Source organism: Sorangium sp. So ce448, from assembly GCF_051520915.1.
Taxonomy (GTDB): Bacteria; Myxococcota_A; Polyangia; order Polyangiales; family Polyangiaceae; genus Sorangium; species Sorangium cellulosum_B.
Genome location: NZ_CP150343.1, coordinates 6,968,584 through 6,985,847 on the forward strand (window position 1 = coordinate 6,968,584; position 17,264 = coordinate 6,985,847).

The window sequence follows — 17,264 nt, forward strand, 5'->3', positions numbered from 1 at the left end:
TCGAAGATCTCGGCCTTCTAGACCTCGGCGAGGGGGCGGCCGGCGGCGCGCTCCAGGGCCTCGATGTCGAGCCTGGCCTGCGCGGCGAGGCCGCCGTCGAGCATCGTGCCGATGGATACGTAGTCGTCGAAGGCCCGGGCGATGCCCTCCGGCCCGGCCTCGCGGGCGAGCTTGGCGACGAGCAGCGTGTCGACTTTGGCGTGCTGGGCCTCCTCCATCCAGTGGTGGCGGAGCAGGCTCGAGAACTGCGGGTCGAGGCCCTCGGCGTCACCCTCCTTGACGCTGTCGAGGTAGTGGCGCTGCGTCATCCACTCGAGGTGCAGGGTCACCAACGCGACGCCGAGCGCGCCGTGCTTCAGGATCGCCGCCGCGACGTCCTTCGCGGGGCCGATGGCCCCGCACTCCGCGCCGAAGCCGCGCGCGAACTCCGCGGAGAACCGGCGGAAGAGGTGGATATGCTTCGCCTCCTCGTCGGCGAACGTGACGAGCGCGCGCACCTCGACCGCGTCGGCGCCGTGGACCGCGGTGCGCGCCTGATCGAGCACGAACGGCAGGATGAACTCCTCCACGAAGCCAAAGAGATAAAGATAGCTGTTGCCGCGGATCTGGTTGAGCAGGAGCCTCTCTCGCGCGCTCAGACAGCGGATCGACGCCGTGCCCGCGAGCGACTCGGGCAGGAAGGGCTTCGAGAAATCGAGCTGCTTGTCACCGCCGATGATGTCCTCGACGCGCCAGGCGATCTTGTGTGAATCCGCCAGGGTCGCCTCGTAGGTGTAGCTGTGCGTGAGCATGATCCTCCCTTTCCTGGTCGAGCCGCTCGACGTCGCGCGAAGAGCAGCAGAACGAGAGCACACGAGCGCTCGCCAGACGTCAAGGCGCGCCGGCGCGACGTGCGCGCGATCGCCAACCGCATCTCGTGCCATGTGGTCAATCCGCTCCTCCCTCACGCGCTCGCCGCCCCCTGGCGCGCGCTCGCCGGATCGCCGATCCTCCCTGCCCCATGCGAGACTCCACGATCGTCCTCCTGACCGGCGGCGCCGACAGCTCGTGAGCGCCTCCCCCGCGCCCACCCCTCGCGTGGCGCGGCTGGCGCGGGGACAGGCCGCTGCGGGCGCCCGCGCCTTCCGTGAGCGCGCCCTCCGCCATCTCTCCATGGGCATGCTCGGCGAGGCGCGGTCGGATGCGGGCGAGGCGCTCGCGCTCGTCGAGCGGGAGCTCGGGCCCGCCGACCCGGAGGCGGCCGGCGCGCTGCTCGTGCTCTGGCGGATCGCGGCGGCGTCCGGCGACCCTCCCGCCGCCGAGGCGCACGCGCGCGGCGCCGTCCTCGTGCTCGCGCGGGCGCGGCGGGGCGGCGAGGTCAAGCGGCTCCGCGTCCACGCGTGGCTCGCCCTGGCCGCGACCGCGCGGCTCCAGGGGCGCTACGCAGACGCGGCGGCGCGCGCCCGACGCGCGCTCCGGCTGGCCGAGGCCGCCTTCGGCGCCCGCGACGTCGAGGTCGCCGCCTGCCTCAACGAGCTGGCGATGAGCTGCAAGTACCGCGCGCGCTTCGCCGAGGGGGCGCGCCTCTACCGCCGGGCGATCCGCGTCCTCGAGCGGGTGCTCGGGCCGGATCACCCCGATCTCGCGCCCCTGCTCCACAACCTCGGCGGGCTCGAGCACGCTCGCGGCAGGGCCGCCCGTGGCGAGCCGTTCGCGCGCCGCTCGGTGGCGCTGCGCGAGGCGGCGCTCGGGCCCGAGCACCCGCTCGTCGCCGAGGACGCGGCCGCGCTCGCGGCCATCCTCGACGCGCAGGGCAAGCGCGGCGAGGCGGCGGCGCTCTACCGGCGCGCGCTGGCCATCTTCGAGCGCGCGTACGGCCCCGCGCACCACGAGGTCGCCTTCACCACGAGCAACCTCGCCGCCCTGCTCTACGCCGAGGGCGAGCTCGACGCCGCTGCGCGCCTGTTCCGCAAGGCGATCGGGACGATGGAGGCGCTCCTCGGCCCGACCCACCCTGACCTGGCGATGGCGCTCAACAACCTCGGCGTGCTGCGCCTCCGGCAGGGCAAGCGGGCGGCGGCGCGCCGGCTGCTGGAGCGGGCGCTCTCCATCTACGAGGCGACGCTCGGCCCGGGCCACCCGACGATCGCGGCTTGCCGGGAGAATCTGGCGGAGGCGGGTCATCCTGCCTCGATCGTGGCCTGACGAGCCACCACGCCGCGCCGTCGCTGCGGCTCGCTGGCTCCGGCCCGCGGCGCCACGCGTCGTGGGTCACCGCGCGCGCCGCGTGGAGCGTGCGGCGCCCGCGGTCCGCGCCGGCCGCGCGGCCTTGCGCCCGCCCCTCGGCTTCGCGCCGCCGGCCCGGAGGAGCGTGCCGTTGTGGTTGGCGCCGATGGGAACGACGGCGCTCAGATTGCTGCTGGCAGAGGGCGAGGACGGCCCTCCGCACGTGATGCTGAACGTCGCGGTATAGGTCCCCGGTGACCCTGGCGCAGTGAAGGACACGTCGACGTTCCGCTGGCCTTTGAAGGAGACGGGGCAGTTCGAGACGCCGAAGTGCTGGCTCGAGACGCTGCACTGGCAGCCAGCCAGGGTCACCCCCTGGCTGTCCACGGTGACCGTACGCCAGGCCGTGGTCTGCGCCTGAACTTGCCCGAAGTCACGGAGCGCCGGGCTGGACGCCAGCGCCTGCTCTGCCTCGCCGAGGGCGTCTTCGCCTCCCTCGTTCTCGACGCTCTCCACCACGCAGCCCGCGGTTCCCAGGCTCGCGAGCAGCAGCGTCCCGACCATCACACATGAATGTTTCATAAAACCTCCGTCGATGGACTCCACACATGACGTGCGGGGCCCCAACGACCAAGGCGACGATCGCCGCCGGGCCAGGCCCCAGAGCCCCTCTCGGAGCCGCCCCAGCAATCGGTGCGCCAGCGCCCGGGAAAACACGACCTCTCCGCTGCAGCCGCTCGACGTGGATCTCCGTGGCCCGAGCGGGCGGCGAATCCTGCTGAATCGGGCCCATTCGTCTGACGCAGCGGAGCGCGGAGCCCAACCCCATCTCCGATGGGCGGCCGTGACAAGTCACGCCGCGACCGTGACAAGTCACGCCGCGGCCGTGACATGTCACGCCGCGACCGTGACATGTCACGCCGCGACCGTGACATGTCACGCCGCGACCGTGGCATCGCAGACAGACGCGGCGCGACGCGCGACGAGGCGCCCTGCTGGCATGGAGCGACGACGCGAGTCGCCCGTCCTCGGCCGCCCGTCAACGGGCGGCCCCTGGATCAAGGAGGAGGCGGAGGCGGCGGATCCTGCTCCGGGCGCGCCTGCCGCGGGGCCCACAGCGGGTAGTCGACGCCGGCGAGGCGATTGATGACGATGGCCTGGAGCGTGAGCAGGACGACCCCGCCGAGGAGCACGAGGAGCATCGGGGGCCGCGACAGGATGCCCAGCGAGACGATGAGCGTGGTCGCGCCCGCGGGAGGGTGTGGCGCGCGGGCGAGCACCATGAGGCCGGCCGTGAGCCCCAGCGAGAGCGCCGCGGCGATGGCGCGCGGGAGGGTCACGCCGGTCGCCGTCGCCGGACCTGCGTGCGTGAGCCCGGTGATGAGCAGGCTCATGTACGCGACCGCGATGCCGATGCTGTGCCCAACGATGGTGGTGCGCGGCGCGGCCGACGCCGCCGTGGGAGTGTAAAAGAACAGGAAGGCCGTTGGCCCGAGCGACGGAAAGACGAAGGGCGACTTCGTCACCACGGCGAGGGCCGCCATCAGACCGATGCTCACGAACCCGTTCACGCAGCTGAAGACCGCGAGCACCGGTATCTTGGCGTAGCGCTGGAGGAGCCACGGGAGCCTGAGGCGCGTGAAGATGCCGCGCACCACGTCCGTCATCTCGCCGCCGAGCGGGTGCCGCGGCGAGATCGGGCCGTAACCGCGCCCGTTTCCCCACAGCTCCGCCGCCGCGGGGGTCGATTGCCTGTCTCTCTCTGTCATCCTTCGTTCCTCGCGAGCGGGCCGCGTGTCCACGCGGCGCGCGCTCGCTTCCGCGGCTACACGCTCGCCGACGGGCGCCACGGCCAGCTCACCACGATTCTACCCCGGGCTCCGCGAGATGGATCGGGGATCTCGCCCGGCGCGCTCGGGCCCGCCGGGCAGCGCGCCTGCGCGCGGAGCGCGCGACCGATGGCGCGGCCTGTCGAGTTCGTCCCCGGCTCGGTCCGGAGCTCAGCCCCCCGGAGGAGCTACGGGCTCCCCGGCGCATCCCTCCACTGCCGCACGAAGAACGGCCACGCGTCGTGGAGGTACAGGCCGAAGGGGATCCACCAGACGAGATCGTTCGTCAAGCAGAGGACGGCGGACCGAGGCGGCCACTGCCCGGTGACGAGCAACGCCGCGAGGCCGATCGGCCCGAGCACCTTGCCGAGCAGACCGACGCCCGCAAGGAGGAACCCGCGCTCGGGCGCGCGCGCGACCTCCGCGTAGAGGATGGCGTACACCCCGACGACCATCCCCAGACAGGCGAAGATCGGCGGGTGATTGAGGGGTTCCATGCCCGCGAAGCGAAAGAGCCATTGCGGGTCGGCGGCGGCGTAGAGCCCCCAGCAGGCGTTGTAGAGGGCAGCCAGCGCGAAGACGGCGCGGTGCAGGCGGCGGCGGGGGATCATCGCGGGGCGACCTCGGCGGAAGGCCGGCGCTCATACACCGCGCCGGCGCCGGGCACGAGCCGGATCTCGCCCGCGCCGAGCGCGCCATGACGGCGCGCTCGGACCCGTCAGATGCCGCCGCCGTCCTCGAAGACGTCGCTCCGCACCTGGGCCTGGCTGATACGGCTGTTCGCCGGGACGCTGCGCGTGAGCCACACATTGCCGCCGATGCTCGATCCGCGGCCGATGGTGATGCGCCCGAGGATCGTCGCGCCGGCATACACCACCACGTGGTCCTCGACGATGGGGTGGCGGTCGATCCCCTTGATGGGGTTCCCGCTCGCGTCGCGCGGGAAGCTCTTCGCGCCGAGGGTGACGCCCTGGTAGAGGCGCACGCGCTCGCCGATACGGCACGTCTCCCCGATGACGACGCCCGTCCCGTGATCGATGAAGAAGCTCGCCCCGATCTCGGCGCCGGGGTGGATGTCGATGCCGGTGTCGGCGTGCGCGATCTCGGCGAGGATGCGCGGGATGAGCGGTACGCCGAGCGTGTAGAGCAGGTGCGCGATCCGGTGGTGCATGATCGCCGTGATGCCCGGATAGCAGAACACCGCCTCGTCGATGCTGGTCGCCGCCGGGTCGCCCTCGAACGCCGCGCGCACGTCGGTCTCGAGCAGCTCCTGCACCGCGGGGAGGCCCGCGGCGAAGTCGCGCACGATCTCGGCGGCGCGGCCCTCGCGGCGGGCGGCCTCGCGGGCGTCGAGCTCCCTCGGGAAGCCAAGGCCCCTCCGGACCTGCTCGTGGAGCGCGAGCAGCGCCGCGTCGAGCGTGTGCCCGACGAAGTAGTCGGTCCCCTCGTCGGTGAGATCCGCGGGCCCGAAGTGCGCCGGGAAGAACACGGCGCGCAGATCGCGCGCGATGCCGACGAGCACCTCGCGCGACGGCAGCGCCTGCCGCCCGAGCTTCTGACGCGCGCCGTCGATCCCCCGGCCGGCGGCGCGCAGCTCCGCGACCACCGAGCCGAGCGCCCAGGACGCGCCGGACACGGCGGGCGCGGCGGGCGCGGCGGGCGCGGCGGGCACGCGGAACCCCCCGTGATCGGCCTCGCTCATGTCGCGAGCCCCTTCTCGTCGAAGAGCCCCTCGAAGAGGGCCGTGCTCAGGTAGCGCTCGCCCGAGTCGGGGAGGATGACCACGATCGTCTTGCCCTCGCTCTCCTTGCGCCTCGCGATCCGCGCCGCGACCGCCACCGCCGCGCCGGACGAGATCCCCGAGAGGATGCCCTCCTCGCGCGTCAGCCGCCGCGCATAGGCGATCGCCTCCTCGTTGGTCACCTGCTCGATCTGATCGACGATCGACAGATCGAGCACGTCGGGCACGAAGCCCGCGCCGATCCCCTGGATCTTGTGCGGCCCCGGCCTGAGCGGCTCCCCGGCGCGCGTCTGCGTGAGCACCGGGCTGTGCGCGGGCTCGACCGCGACGGAGGTGATCGCCTTGCCCTTCTGGTGCTTGATGAAGCGCGAAACGCCCGTGATCGTGCCGCCGGTCCCGACGCCGGACACGAGGATATCGACCTTCCCGGCCGTGTCGTCCCAGATCTCCGGGCCCGTCGTCCGCTCGTGGATCGCGGCGTTCGCCGGGTTCTTGAACTGCTGCAGGAGCACGTACCGGCTCGGGTTCGACGCGACGATCTCCTCCGCCTTCGCGATGGCGCCGCTCATCCCCCGGGGCCCCTCGGTGAGCACCAGCTTCGCGCCGTAACCGACGAGGAGCTTGCGGCGCTCGATGCTCATCGTCTCGGGCATGGTCAGCGTGAGCGGATAGCCGCGCGCCGCCGCGACGAAGGCCAGCGCGATGCCCGTGTTGCCGCTCGTCGGCTCGACGATCTCCTTCCCCGGACCGAGGAGCCCCCGCTTCTCGGCGTCCCACACGAGCGCCGCGCCGAGGCGGCACTTCACGGAATACGCCGGGTTGCGTCCCTCGATCTTCGCGAGCACGAGCGCGCCCGCGCCCTCGACGACGCGACGGAGGCGCACGAGCGGCGTGCGGCCGATGGATTCTGCGTTGTCTTCGAACCAGCCGCGTGTGACGTTCGACATGGGCCCTCTGGGGTGCGACGGCATGCCTCCGCGTCCTCGAGGTCGGAGGACGTCGAGCGGGCAGCGAACGCCGCGCTTGATTACCAGCGGATGTTCATCTAACATAACGGACGAAATCCGCCAAGCAATTTGTGTCCCGCCGATGCGGTCTCCGGGGTCGTGGCGCGCCGGTGAATCGAGGCTGTCACTCCATCGCCTGGCTTCTGTCCTCAACACCGCAACGCCGCCGCAACCCCCTTGGGCCTTGAGCTCAGCTGAGGTCCGCCCGCGTCACCACGGCGCGCGCGGCTTTACTCCACGATCATGGAAAACCATCCGTTTTAGAGGAGTCCAGCATGGTGGAAAACACATCTGTTTTACAGGAGGAAAGCGTCCAGGGCGTCATGAGCGCCATTGCGCCAACACGAGTAAAAATTGTAGTAATGGGCCAGCTTTGGCTGAGATAATCCCCCCACACGCCAGAGATCGAGGAAGAGCCCTGCCATGACGAACCACGAAAGCCATTTGCTTGGCGAGCGCGCCGCAAGGCAACACGCCAACACGAGCAAGACGCCGCCCCAGTGGGCCGGTTCCACCCCGCGTTGGCTCGTGCAGCTGCTCCCCTGGACGCCCGTCGAAGCAGGCGTGTACCGCCTCAACCGGGTCGTCGATAACGATTTCGCGGTCGATTGCAGCCCGGATGACGCGGCCGAGCTGCCCACGGCGCGCATCCACTATGAAGAGCAGCCGCGCGAGTTCGTGCTCAACACGGTGACCACGACGATCCAGGTGCACACCCGGATCTCCGACCTGTTCCGCAGCCCGATGGATCAGGTGAAGGAGCAGCTCACGGTCCTCGTCGAGAAGCTCAAGGAGAAGCAAGAGGACGAGCTGATCAACAACGGCAACTACGGCCTGCTGAACAGCGTGCATGAGAGCATGCGGATCAAGCCGCGCGGCGCCGGCCCCACGCCGGACGATCTCGATGAGCTGATCACGAAGGTGTGGAAGGAGCCCGCCTTTTTCCTGGCGCACCCGCGCGCCATCGCGGCGTTCGGTCGCGAATGCACGAAGCGCGGCGTTCCGCCGCCCACGGTGACCCTGTTCGGCTCGCCGTTCCTCACGTGGCGCGGCCTGCCGCTCATCCCCACCGACAAGCTGCACCTCGCGGGCAACAAGACCGATATCCTGCTGGTCCGCACCGGCGAGAAGAAGCGCGGTGTCGTGGGCCTGTTCCAGCCGGGGATCCAGGGCGAGGTGAGCCCGAGCCTGTCGATTCGCTTCATGGGCATCAACCAGCTCGGGGCTGCCTCGTACCTCGCGTCCCTCTATTGCTCGGCGGCGGTTCTGACCGAAGATGCGCTCGGCGTGCTCGAGGGCGTCCAGGTGGACAGCTACTATGAGTACAAGTGAGATCCATACAGCGGATCTCCAGGGTGCTCTGCTGCAGGTGACTCGCGCCGTAGGGAGCTCTGGGATCGCGCCCTTGAACGTGCCTCTCACGGCGCCGGGCGGCGCGCCGTCGCCCGCCGCCGTCGGCTTCGACCCCGCCTCCCTGGCCACGGTGATCGCGCAGCTCGCGAACGAGATGCTCGGCGCGCCGTTCAATCAGGGGGCGGCTGCGCAGGCGGCGCCGCTGCCTGGCGCCGCGCCGTCGCAGTCGCCCGTCCCGCACCTGGCGGCGGCTAGTGCGGCGCCGTCACCTGTCCCGGGGCCGTCCGCGGCGTCGGCCCCCGTCTATCCCGGGTCGGCCCCCGCCTACTCCGGCTCTGTCCCCGCCTATTCCGGCTCTGTCCCTCCCTATTCCGGCGCGGCGCCCGCCTTCCCCGGCTCTGTCCCCGCTCATTCCGGCGCGACGCCCGCCTTCCCCGGCGAGGTGTCGCTGCCGGACTCGACGGTGCGCGCCGGGTTCGTCCGCGTCCCGCTCTTGGGCTCCGATCCGCTGAGCCTGGGAGCGGCCGACGAGGTGCTCCGCATCCCGGTGCTGGGCGATCTCGCGGGCCGCGACGCCGACCCGTACTTCGTGCCCGGCGCGCCCGCGCTGGGCATCGAGTCGCCGGTCGGCCCTCCCCAGGTCGAAGCGCACGAGATCCGCGCCGTGGATCCGGCGCTGGTCCGCGGCGTGAGCGGCTCCGCCGGCATCCTGGACCCCCACGCGATCCGCCGCGACTTCCCCATCCTCGAGGAGCGGGTCCACAGCAAGCGGCTCGTCTGGCTCGACAACGCGGCGACGACCCAGAAGCCCCGGGCCGTCATCGATCGGCTCTCGTACTTCTACGAGCACGAGAACTCGAACATCCACCGCGCGGCGCACGCGCTCGCGGCCCGCGCGACGGACGCGTACGAGGCGGCGCGCGAGGCGACGCGCCGCTTCATCAACGCCCCGTCCACGCGCGAGATCGTGTTCGTGCGCGGCACCACCGAGGGGATCAACCTGATCGCCCAGAGCTGGGGCCGGAGGAACGTGGGCCCGGGCGACGAGATCGTCATCACGTGGCTCGAGCACCACGCCAACATCGTGCCGTGGCAGCAGCTCTGCTCCGAGAAGGGCGCAAGGCTCCGCGTCGCTCCGGTGGACGACCGGGGCCAGGTGATCCTCGAGGAGTACGAGAAGCTGCTCGGCCCGCGGACGCGCATCGTCTCGATCACGCAGGTGTCGAACGCGCTCGGCACCATCACGCCCGCCCGCGAGATGGTGGCGATGGCGCACCGGCACGGCGCGCGCGTGGTCGTGGACGGCGCGCAAGCGGTGTCCCACATGCGCGCGGACGTGCAGCTCCTCGACTGCGACTTCTACGTGTTCTCGGGCCACAAGGTGTTCGGTCCCACGGGCATCGGCGCCGTGTTCGGCAAGAGCGAGGTGCTCGACGCGATGCCGCCCTGGCAGGGCGGCGGCAACATGATCGCGGACGTCACCTTCGAGCGGACGATCTACCATCCGCCGCCCGCGCGCTTCGAGGCCGGCACCGGCAACATCGCGGACGCGGTCGGCCTCGGGGCCGCGCTCGACTACGTGACGCGGATCGGGATCGAGAACATCGGCCGCTACGAGCACGAGCTGCTCCACTACGCGACCCACGCCCTCGCGACCGTCCCCGGGCTGCGGCTCATCGGCACCGCCGCCGACAAGGCGGGCGTGCTCTCCTTCGTCCTCGATGGGCAGCGCACCGAGGACGTGGGCGGGGCGCTCGACCGGGAGGGCATCGCGGTGCGCTCGGGCCACCACTGCGCGCAGCCCATCCTGCGCCGCTTCGGCCTGGAGAGCACCGTGCGCGCGTCCCTCGCCCCCTACAACACCTGCGAGGACATCGACGCGCTGGTTGACGCGCTGCGTAGGATCCAGATCGGAAGGTCGCGCTGACCTGACGCCCGGCGGTTGTCCGCTGAGACGGACACCGCCGGGCTCCCTGCTGACCGACTTCGCCGCCCAACCCCTCGGTCGGGTCTCCAAATCAGGCTGAACACACGGGATTTCGAAGGATTTCGTCTCGACGGCGATCTTGTGTCCCCCGGGTTGCCACTGTCGCAGGCGTCCGTTATAATGGACGCATGATCCAGACGATATCGCCCAGGGACGCGGACGAGCTGATCAAGAGCGGGGAGGTGGACGTTGTGGATGTACGCGAGCCACGCGAGTGGTCGGTCGGACACGTGCCGCACGCGCGGCTGGTGCCCCTCGATCAACTGAGAGCGGATCCGCAGCGGGCCCTGCCGCGCGATCGGGTGGTGTTCGTGTGCGCGAAGGGCGCCCGCAGCCTGACGGCGGCGAAGCTGGCAGAGCGGCTCGGGTTCAACCAGCTCTACAACCTGGATGGCGGCACGAGCGGTTGGGTCAAGGCGGGGCTTCCGCTCGAGCACAGCTGAGCTGCTCGATAAAGAACATCCAGGAGTCGCGCGAAGCGCTGGTGTGGTGCCGCCGATCGCGGCGCGCACCTCGGTTTGCACCGCGCTGCGGTTGGCGCGCGGCGCCGCCGTCACAAGGTGTGCGGCATGCATCTGCGCAGACTCCGCACCTTCGTCCTCGTTCCCCTGTTCGCCGCTGCGTGCGCCCGCGGCGCCCCGCCTCCCGCGGCCGCGCCGGCTCCCCTGCCCTCGCCGGCGCCCACGGCGGCCGCGAGCACGGCGCCCGCCGCGCGCTCGGCACCTGCGACGGCCCAGCGACTCCCGGCCTGGGTCGAGCGCAGCAACGAGCACGCGAAGGTCCTCCTCGACGCGCTCGTCCGGTTCTCGCCGGAGCGCGCCGGCTACCTGGGGATCGAGCGCGCGGACCGGGAGATCTCGGACCTCTCACCCGGGGTCGAGGCGCAGAAGCGCGCGGCCTACCGCGCGGCCATCGTGGAGCTCCAGAAACGACGAGAGACAGAGAAGGACCCGGCGGTCGTCGAGGATCTGCAGATCTTGCTGGACGCCGCGGACCGGGCCGTTCGCAGCTCGGAGCTCGAGGAGAAGCACAGCGTCACCTACGTGAACGTCACGGGGCTCGTGTTCGAGGGCATCTCGAACCTGCTGGACGACCGGGTACCGCCGGCGCGGCGGGCCGCGGCCCGCACGCGCCTCCGGCGTTATGCCGGCATGGAGGCGGGCTACGTGCCCATCGCCGAGCAGGCCATGGCCAGGCTCCTCCAGGACCTCGAGAAGCCCGGATTGCTCGCCCCGCCCAGGATGGAGATCGAGCGGCACCTCGCCACGAATGCCCGCGTGCGGGAGGGCATCGGTGAGCTGTTCAGGAAATACGGCATCAGCGGCCATGACGAGCCGCTCGCGGCGCTGAATCGCCAGCTCGAGGCGTACGACGCGGCGCTGCGCAGCGACGTGCTCCCCCGGGCGCGGACCGACTTCGCGTTGCCGCGGCCGCTCTATGCGTTCGCGCTCGAGTCGTACGGCGTCGATCTGCCGCCCGCCGAGCTCGCGCCCCTGGCCCACGCCGCCTTCGAGGATCTGACGGCGCAGATGCAGGAGCTCTCGAGCTCGGTCGCCCGGGCGCGCAAGCTGCCAGGCGCGGATTACCGCGACGTGCTCCGCGCCCTGAAGAAAGAGCAGCTGGTGGGCGAGGCCATCTTGCCGCATTACAAGGCGCGGCTGGCCCAGATAGAGGACATCATCAGGAAAGAGCGCCTCGTCACGCTGCCCGAGCGGCCTGCGCGCATCCGTCTCGGCACCGCCGCCGAGAGCGCCGAGACGCCGGCGCCACACATGCGGCCGCCGCGGCTGCTCGGCAACCAGGGGGAAGTGGGGGAGTTCGTGTTGCCGCTCAGCCTCCCGGGCCCCCCCGGCGCCGCGGACGATCTGCAGAAGGTCGATGACTTCACCCATGCAGCGGCGTCGTGGACGCTCACCGCCCACGAGGTGCGCCCCGGACACGAGCTCCAGTTCGCCTCGCTCGTCGAGCACGGCGTCTCGATCGCCCGGGCGGTCTTCGCGATGAACAGCGCCAACGTCGAGGGGTGGGGGCTGTACTCCGAGGCCCTCGTGTTCCCGTTCATGCCGCCCGAGGGTCAGCTCGTCTCGCTGCAATACCGCCTGCTGCGGGCCGCGCGCGCCTTCCTGGACCCGGAGCTCCAGGCCGGCAAGATCACGCCTGCGGCCGCGCGCGCGTTCCTCGAGCAGGAAGTGGTGCTGTCGGCGCCGTTCGCTCGGTCCGAGGTGGAGCGCTACACGTTCCGCTCGCCGGGACAGGCGACATCGTATTTCTACGGGTTCACCCGGCTGATGGAGCTCCGGGCAGAGGTCGAGTCCATGATGGGCCCTCGCTTCGATGCGCAGCGATTTCACGATTTCGTGCTCGCCCAGGGGATCCTGCCGCCGAAGCTGCTGCGCAAGGCCGTGTTCGAGCGATTCGTCGGGGATCAGCCGGCGCGCTGAGCAAGGAGGAGCGAGCGAGCGAGGGCGATCGCGATCCAGCGCGGCGTCCCGCTTGCGGCGCGCCTCGCCGGCTCCACCTGTCGTGTCGGGCACGGGAGCGCCGGAGGGTGACATGGGAATGAACGAGAAGAAGGCAGCGGAGCGACAGCCGGAATCGCCTGAAGGCGCCGCGGCCGGCCCCGAGGCGACGAGGGCGAAGACACGCAAGGAGCGGAGCCCGCAGACACCGCTCGATCGCGGCGGGGCGCCCTCGCAGCGCGAGGCGTGGGAGCCGGTGGACGAGGCGTCGGACGAGTCGTTCCCGGCGAGCGACCCGCCGGCCTGGACACCGATCCACCCGGGCTGAGCGCCGCGGCATGGCGGCGGCGAGGCCCCTCGCCGGCCGCGCGCCTGTCACGGCTCGGGAACGCCCTCTTCGAGCCAGGCCCGCGCGCTCTCGGCGGTGAGCTTGAAGTTCGGGGGCACCCTCGACCGCCTGACGGTCTCCCCTGCCGCGTCTCGCCCCGTGAGGATGGCGTGGGGATCGTCCTCGTCGGGCACGATGTCGAGGTCCACCCGCATCCGGGCGCCGCCCCCGACCACCGTCGTCACGCTCCGGTGCAGCTGCGCCCGGCGTTGCTGGTCGTGCCGCGCAAGGATCTCGTTCGCCGTCTTCACCAGGGTGGCGAAGGCGCTCGCGTCGAGCGGCTTCGGGTTCTTCTTGTCACGCCCCATCGTCCACGGCCCCACCAGCGAGGGCTCGCTCTGGCCGTCGCACGTCATCTCGACGGCCCATCCGTCGTCGTCCTCGTTCTTGATCACCCGCGCCGTCCACCCGTTCCCCTTCCACAGCTTGGGGTCCTGATCTTCAGGGCGGATCGGGCGCGTCTGCCCGACCTCGTCGTCCGTCCCGTCGTGCGTCGTGTCCATGGGCGCGTCGGTGTACCCGCTGCGCGCCCGGCGCGTCCACCCCGCCGCGCACGCCTCGGGCATTTCCTGTCAGCACCTGGCAGCCCTGGACCTCCTCCACGGCGATCATCGAGCCCCCTCCGGCAGGCCAGCAGGCGGCGCTCCCCCGCGCCGCCATGGCTCGGCGCGCCTCGCCAGGCGCGCGCCCGTCACAGCGTCTTCAGGTACTCGACCAGATCCCAGCGCTCCTGCTCGGTCAGCGCGGGTCCGATGACGCCGTTTCCGCGCGGCCCGTCGCGGTACTCGTGCCCGGCGTTCGAGTTGCCGGGGGTGTCCGTCACGAGCTCGAACCCTCCCTGGAAGGGCTTCACCCGGAGCCCGACGTACTTCGGGTCGAACTCCCCACTGCCGAGATAGAACCTCTTCGAGCGCCGCTCCGCCGGAAGGAGCAGCTCGTACAGGTTCGGGACGGAGCCATTGTGGAGGTACGGCGCCGTCGCCCAGATCCCGTTGAGCTCCCGCGCCTTGTACGCGCGCGGCGCGCGCCACCGGTTCGGGCGATACCCGTCCCACGCGAGCCGTTGCTCCGCCGACAGGCCGTACTCCTCGTACTTCACGTCGCGGATCGCCGACGTGCCGAGCTCCAGCGCCTGCGCCATCCCCATCTTCCCGAGCCCGAGCGCCCCCAGATCCGCCGTGCGCTCGTTGAAATTCACAGCGTGGGTCGGGTCGGTGCCGATCAGCTCGAGCGGGGACATCGTCGCTATCCGAAGGCGCTTGCCGCGCTCGTCCGGGGGAGTCAGCCCTGGGACGTGGCAGCTCGCGCAGTGCACGCTGTAGAGACGCTCGCCGCGCGCCGCCCGCTCCCGATCGATGCTGCCGAGCAGGTGCTCTGGCCAGCGCGGAGCGCGGAGCTTCTCGACCTGCTGCTCTATCAGGTGCAGGTTGTCCACCCGGATGCTCGACTGGAGTTGCACCCTCGCCCCTTGTGGCGCGGGGTCGATCCGCGTGTGGGTGCCCACCCCAAGGGCCTCCCCGATGTTGCGCCCCATCGGCTGCAGGATGGATCCGTTCCATTGGACCCAGTCGTAGCTCGGCGCATCCCAGAGGTGAGGATAGTCGACCGGCGCGTCGGCCGCGCGCAGGTTCTCCGGATTGAGCTGACCGAACAGCAGGTTGCCGGCGCGCCCGAGCGCGTCCAGCCTGCCAAACCCGGCAACGGCGGCGTGGGGCCCCGCCGCGCCCCCGGTGAACGCCTGCAGCCGGACCACCTCCAGCATCTTCTCCATCTGCGCTCGCAAGGCGCGCGTGGAGTCCTCGCCGTAACGGTCCTTGAGGACCGCCCTGGCGAAGCGATCCAGCTTTTCCGGCGTCTTCAGCGTGCGGTCGAGCGCGCCGAAGATCGCGTCGGTGAAGGCGACAACGTCGATCGCCGCAGGGCCGCCGTCGATCCGGATCCTCGTGCCACGATAGGAGATCTGGCGGGTGTGGCAAGTCCCGCACGTGAACCCGACGTACACCTCGCCCGTCGCGGGATCGACGTCCCTGGCGAACCCCACCGGGAGGCGCTCCGGGTTGTTCTTCGAGTCCCGATCTTCGATGAAGCGATAGCGCGCCACATAGTCGCTCGCGGCGAACCGCTCGGCGCTGTCTTCCCGCTCGAGCGCAAGGAACCACCCGACCGGGACCAGCCTGGCGCCCTGGGAGGTACGGTAGAAGATCCGGCGCTCCTCGGCGCCCCATCCCTGGTCGAGGTACACGACATCGCTCGCGCCTCGGCCGCCCTTCGCGTGCGCGCAGCCGGCCGCCGCGACCGCCGCGAGCGCGATCGCCCCCATCTGGATCCACATGACCGCCCCCCCTTCGACAAGCCCCACTGGCGACGCCCGCGGCCGCCAACACCGCATGTCAGAATATGTCGATAGCTCGTTTTCCCTGATCGGCTCTGTCGAGCACGATACGGTTCCATCCGCGCGCCGCCGCGGTCCATCCAGAACAGCGCGCGGCGGCGCGACACCGTCGCAGGGAGCCTACGACCGCACAAAGCCGAGTCAAGCCGCCGGCAGCGAAGGGGGCGACTCCGGTGCTTCGGTGTTTTGGACGTGCGTTGGAAGAGCGTCTTCCCAGGAACTCTGGGGCTCGATGACCTGGCGTCAGATCCCGAAAGGCCACCGCCCGCGCAGCGCAGCTCCCGGACGCCGCTCGTAGACGCCGCGCGACGCGGATCGGAGGCGCGGGCTGGCTGACGGCCGCGGAGCTGCGACACTCCGCGCATGCTCCTCCACCGGCGCCCCTTCCTGGCCCTGTGCGCCGCCGCCCTCGCCCCGCGCGCCGCCCTGGCCGACCCCGCCGCGCCGCCCTCGCCGCCGCCCCCCGCTTCCCCGCCCGCCTTCGACATCCGCGACCTCCAGGTCCCCGGCGATCGCGCCCTCGGCCGGCGGTTCACGCTGCTCGTCCCGAAGCACCTCGCCCCGGGCGAGCGCGTGCCGCTGCTCGTGCTCCTCCACGGCCTCGGCGAGACCGGCGACGAGCGCCTCGGCGCCTTCGCGTGGCTGGAGCGGTACGGCCTCGGCTCGGCCTACGAGCGGCTGCGCCGCCCGCCGCTCGGCCGCACCTCGCGCCGGAAGGACTGGAGCGACGCACGGCTCGCCGAGGTGAACGCCGCGCTCGCGGCGCGGCCGTTCTGCGGCCTCGCGATCGCGTGCCCCTTCACGCCCAACGTCCGCAAGGCGCCGAACCCCGCCGCGGCGCTCGACGGCTACGCGCGCTGGCTCGCCGAGGTGGTCGTCCCCCGCGCCCGCGCCGAGGCGCCCGCGTTCGACGACGCGGCCCGCACCTCGCTCGACGGCTGCTCCCTCGGCGGCTTCATCGGGATCGAGGTGTTCCTCCGCCGGCCCGAGCTCTTCGGCGCCCTCGGCGGCGTGCAGTCCGCCATCAGCGCCCACCGCGCCCCTGCCTACGCCGACCGGCTCGCCAGGGCCGTCGCCGCGGCGGGCCCGCGCGACCTCCACCTGCTCACCAGCGAGGGAGACCCGTTCCGCGACGCGAACGCCGCCCTCGCCTCGCAGCTCGCGAAGCGGTCCATCCCCCACACCCTCCGCGTCCTGCCGGGCCCGCACGACCAGCCCTGGCTCCGCGAGGCCGGCACCATCGAGATGCTCCTCTTCCACGACCGGCGCCCGCGCTGAGGCGGCGCCGCGCGCCCTCGCAAGGCCCGCGAGGCGGACGAAGCGGTTCGGCCGGCCTCGGGGAGCTTCTTCTCGGTCGTCATCGGCGCAGCCGGCGCGTATAGCATGGCCCGGCCCACCCCCCATGAAGACCAACGCCGCGCGCATCCTCGACAGCCTCGGCATCCCGTACGAGCTGCGCACCTACGAGGTCGACCCGAGCGACCTGACCGCGGGCACCGTGGCCAGGAAGATCGGCCTGCCCCCGGAGCAGGTGTGGAAGACGCTGGTGGCGCGCGGCGATCGCCACGGCGTCTGCTTCGCGGTGGTGCCGGGCAACGCCCAGCTCGATCTGAAGGCGATGGCCAGGCTCACCGGCGACCGGAAGGTCGACACGGTATCGCTGAAGGAGGTCCAGCCGCTCACCGGTTACGTGCGCGGCGGGGTCACGGCGCTGGGCGCGAAGAAGGCCTATCCCGTCTACGCGGACGAGACGATCGAGCTCTTCGAGGTCGTCTCCATCTCGGCCGGCGTGCGCGGCACCCAGATCCTCGTCGCTCCCGGCGATTATCTGCGCGCGACGAGGGCGAAGGTCGGCGCCATCGCGTCGCCCGGGGGCGACGCGGATTGAGGCGTCGCCGGGCGG

General features: G+C 71.6%; 16 protein-coding genes. 8 read left to right on the forward strand and 8 right to left on the reverse strand.

Going from position 1 to position 17,264, the window contains the following annotated elements; translation table 11 throughout:
- Window positions 1-17: 17 nt before the first annotated feature.
- Entirely contained in the window at window positions 18-791 is a 774-nt protein-coding gene (locus tag WMF45_RS26250) for a hypothetical protein (RefSeq protein WP_437707205.1), read from the reverse strand.
- Window positions 792-1,047: 256 nt separating this feature from the next.
- Between WMF45_RS26250 and WMF45_RS26255 the strand changes: the two genes are divergently transcribed.
- Window positions 1,048-2,184 (forward strand): tetratricopeptide repeat protein, encoded by a 1,137-nt coding sequence (locus WMF45_RS26255; protein ID WP_437707206.1) that lies wholly within the window; start codon window positions 1,048-1,050, stop codon window positions 2,182-2,184.
- Window positions 2,185-2,250: 66 nt separating this feature from the next.
- On the opposite strand, the gene WMF45_RS26260 is transcribed toward WMF45_RS26255, so the two are convergent.
- From WMF45_RS26260 to cysK, 5 genes are all read right to left on the reverse strand, one after another.
- Complete coding sequence (locus WMF45_RS26260; RefSeq protein WP_437707207.1) at window positions 2,251-2,787, reverse strand: hypothetical protein; 537 nt, start codon at window positions 2,785-2,787, stop codon at window positions 2,251-2,253.
- A gap of 476 nt (window positions 2,788-3,263) precedes the next feature.
- Window positions 3,264-3,974 carry an HPP family protein gene (locus WMF45_RS26265; RefSeq protein ID WP_437707208.1) on the reverse strand — a complete coding sequence of 237 codons (711 nt, stop codon included), beginning with the start codon at window positions 3,972-3,974 and terminating at the stop codon, window positions 3,264-3,266.
- A 248-nt stretch (window positions 3,975-4,222) separates the two neighbouring features.
- Window positions 4,223-4,645: a hypothetical protein gene (locus tag WMF45_RS26270; protein WP_437707209.1), complete on the reverse strand. Its 423-nt coding sequence runs from the start codon at window positions 4,643-4,645 to the stop codon at window positions 4,223-4,225.
- Between the two features lie 107 nt (window positions 4,646-4,752).
- Entirely contained in the window at window positions 4,753-5,736 is a 984-nt protein-coding gene (epsC, locus tag WMF45_RS26275; protein ID WP_437707210.1) for a serine O-acetyltransferase EpsC, read from the reverse strand.
- Window positions 5,733-6,722 carry a cysteine synthase A gene (cysK, locus tag WMF45_RS26280; RefSeq protein WP_437707211.1) on the reverse strand — a complete coding sequence of 330 codons (990 nt, stop codon included), beginning with the start codon at window positions 6,720-6,722 and terminating at the stop codon, window positions 5,733-5,735. Before cysK ends, epsC begins: the two co-directional genes overlap by 4 nt.
- Before the next feature lie 483 nt (window positions 6,723-7,205).
- Here cysK and WMF45_RS26285 point away from each other — a divergent pair, with 483 nt between their 5' ends.
- The 5 genes from WMF45_RS26285 (at window position 7,206) to WMF45_RS26305 (ending at window position 12,909) form a co-directional block, all read left to right on the forward strand.
- Complete coding sequence (locus WMF45_RS26285) at window positions 7,206-8,114, forward strand: family 2A encapsulin nanocompartment shell protein (RefSeq protein ID WP_437707212.1); 909 nt, start codon at window positions 7,206-7,208, stop codon at window positions 8,112-8,114.
- The gene (locus WMF45_RS26290) at window positions 8,101-10,062 is read left to right on the forward strand and encodes a family 2A encapsulin nanocompartment cargo protein cysteine desulfurase (RefSeq protein WP_437707213.1); all 1,962 of its coding nucleotides are present in this window, start codon (window positions 8,101-8,103) and stop codon (window positions 10,060-10,062) included. Before WMF45_RS26285 ends, WMF45_RS26290 begins: the two co-directional genes overlap by 14 nt.
- A 188-nt stretch (window positions 10,063-10,250) precedes the next feature.
- Window positions 10,251-10,565 (forward strand): rhodanese-like domain-containing protein, encoded by a 315-nt coding sequence (locus tag WMF45_RS26295; protein WP_272093559.1) that lies wholly within the window; start codon window positions 10,251-10,253, stop codon window positions 10,563-10,565.
- Window positions 10,566-10,691: 126 nt separating this feature from the next.
- On the forward strand, window positions 10,692-12,563 hold the full coding sequence (locus tag WMF45_RS26300; RefSeq protein WP_437707214.1) for a DUF885 domain-containing protein: 1,872 nt from the start codon (window positions 10,692-10,694) through the stop codon (window positions 12,561-12,563).
- Window positions 12,564-12,675: 112 nt separating this feature from the next.
- Window positions 12,676-12,909 (forward strand): hypothetical protein, encoded by a 234-nt coding sequence (locus WMF45_RS26305; RefSeq protein WP_437707215.1) that lies wholly within the window; start codon window positions 12,676-12,678, stop codon window positions 12,907-12,909.
- Between the two features lie 47 nt (window positions 12,910-12,956).
- Here the strand turns inward: WMF45_RS26305 and WMF45_RS26310 are convergent, their stop codons facing one another.
- Window positions 12,957-13,472, reverse strand: a complete 516-nt coding sequence (locus WMF45_RS26310; protein ID WP_437707216.1) for a hypothetical protein — start codon at window positions 13,470-13,472, stop codon at window positions 12,957-12,959.
- 188 nt (window positions 13,473-13,660) lie between these two features.
- Complete coding sequence (locus WMF45_RS26315; RefSeq protein WP_437707217.1) at window positions 13,661-15,301, reverse strand: di-heme-cytochrome C peroxidase; 1,641 nt, start codon at window positions 15,299-15,301, stop codon at window positions 13,661-13,663.
- A 423-nt stretch (window positions 15,302-15,724) separates the two neighbouring features.
- On the opposite strand from WMF45_RS26315, the gene WMF45_RS26320 reads away from it, so the two are divergent.
- Both WMF45_RS26320 and ybaK read left to right on the forward strand, forming a co-directional pair.
- Entirely contained in the window at window positions 15,725-16,639 is a 915-nt protein-coding gene (locus tag WMF45_RS26320; protein WP_437707218.1) for an alpha/beta hydrolase, read from the forward strand.
- 124 nt (window positions 16,640-16,763) lie between these two features.
- Complete coding sequence (gene ybaK / locus WMF45_RS26325) at window positions 16,764-17,249, forward strand: Cys-tRNA(Pro) deacylase (protein WP_437540755.1); 486 nt, start codon at window positions 16,764-16,766, stop codon at window positions 17,247-17,249.
- The last annotated feature ends 15 nt before the right edge of the window (window positions 17,250-17,264 follow it).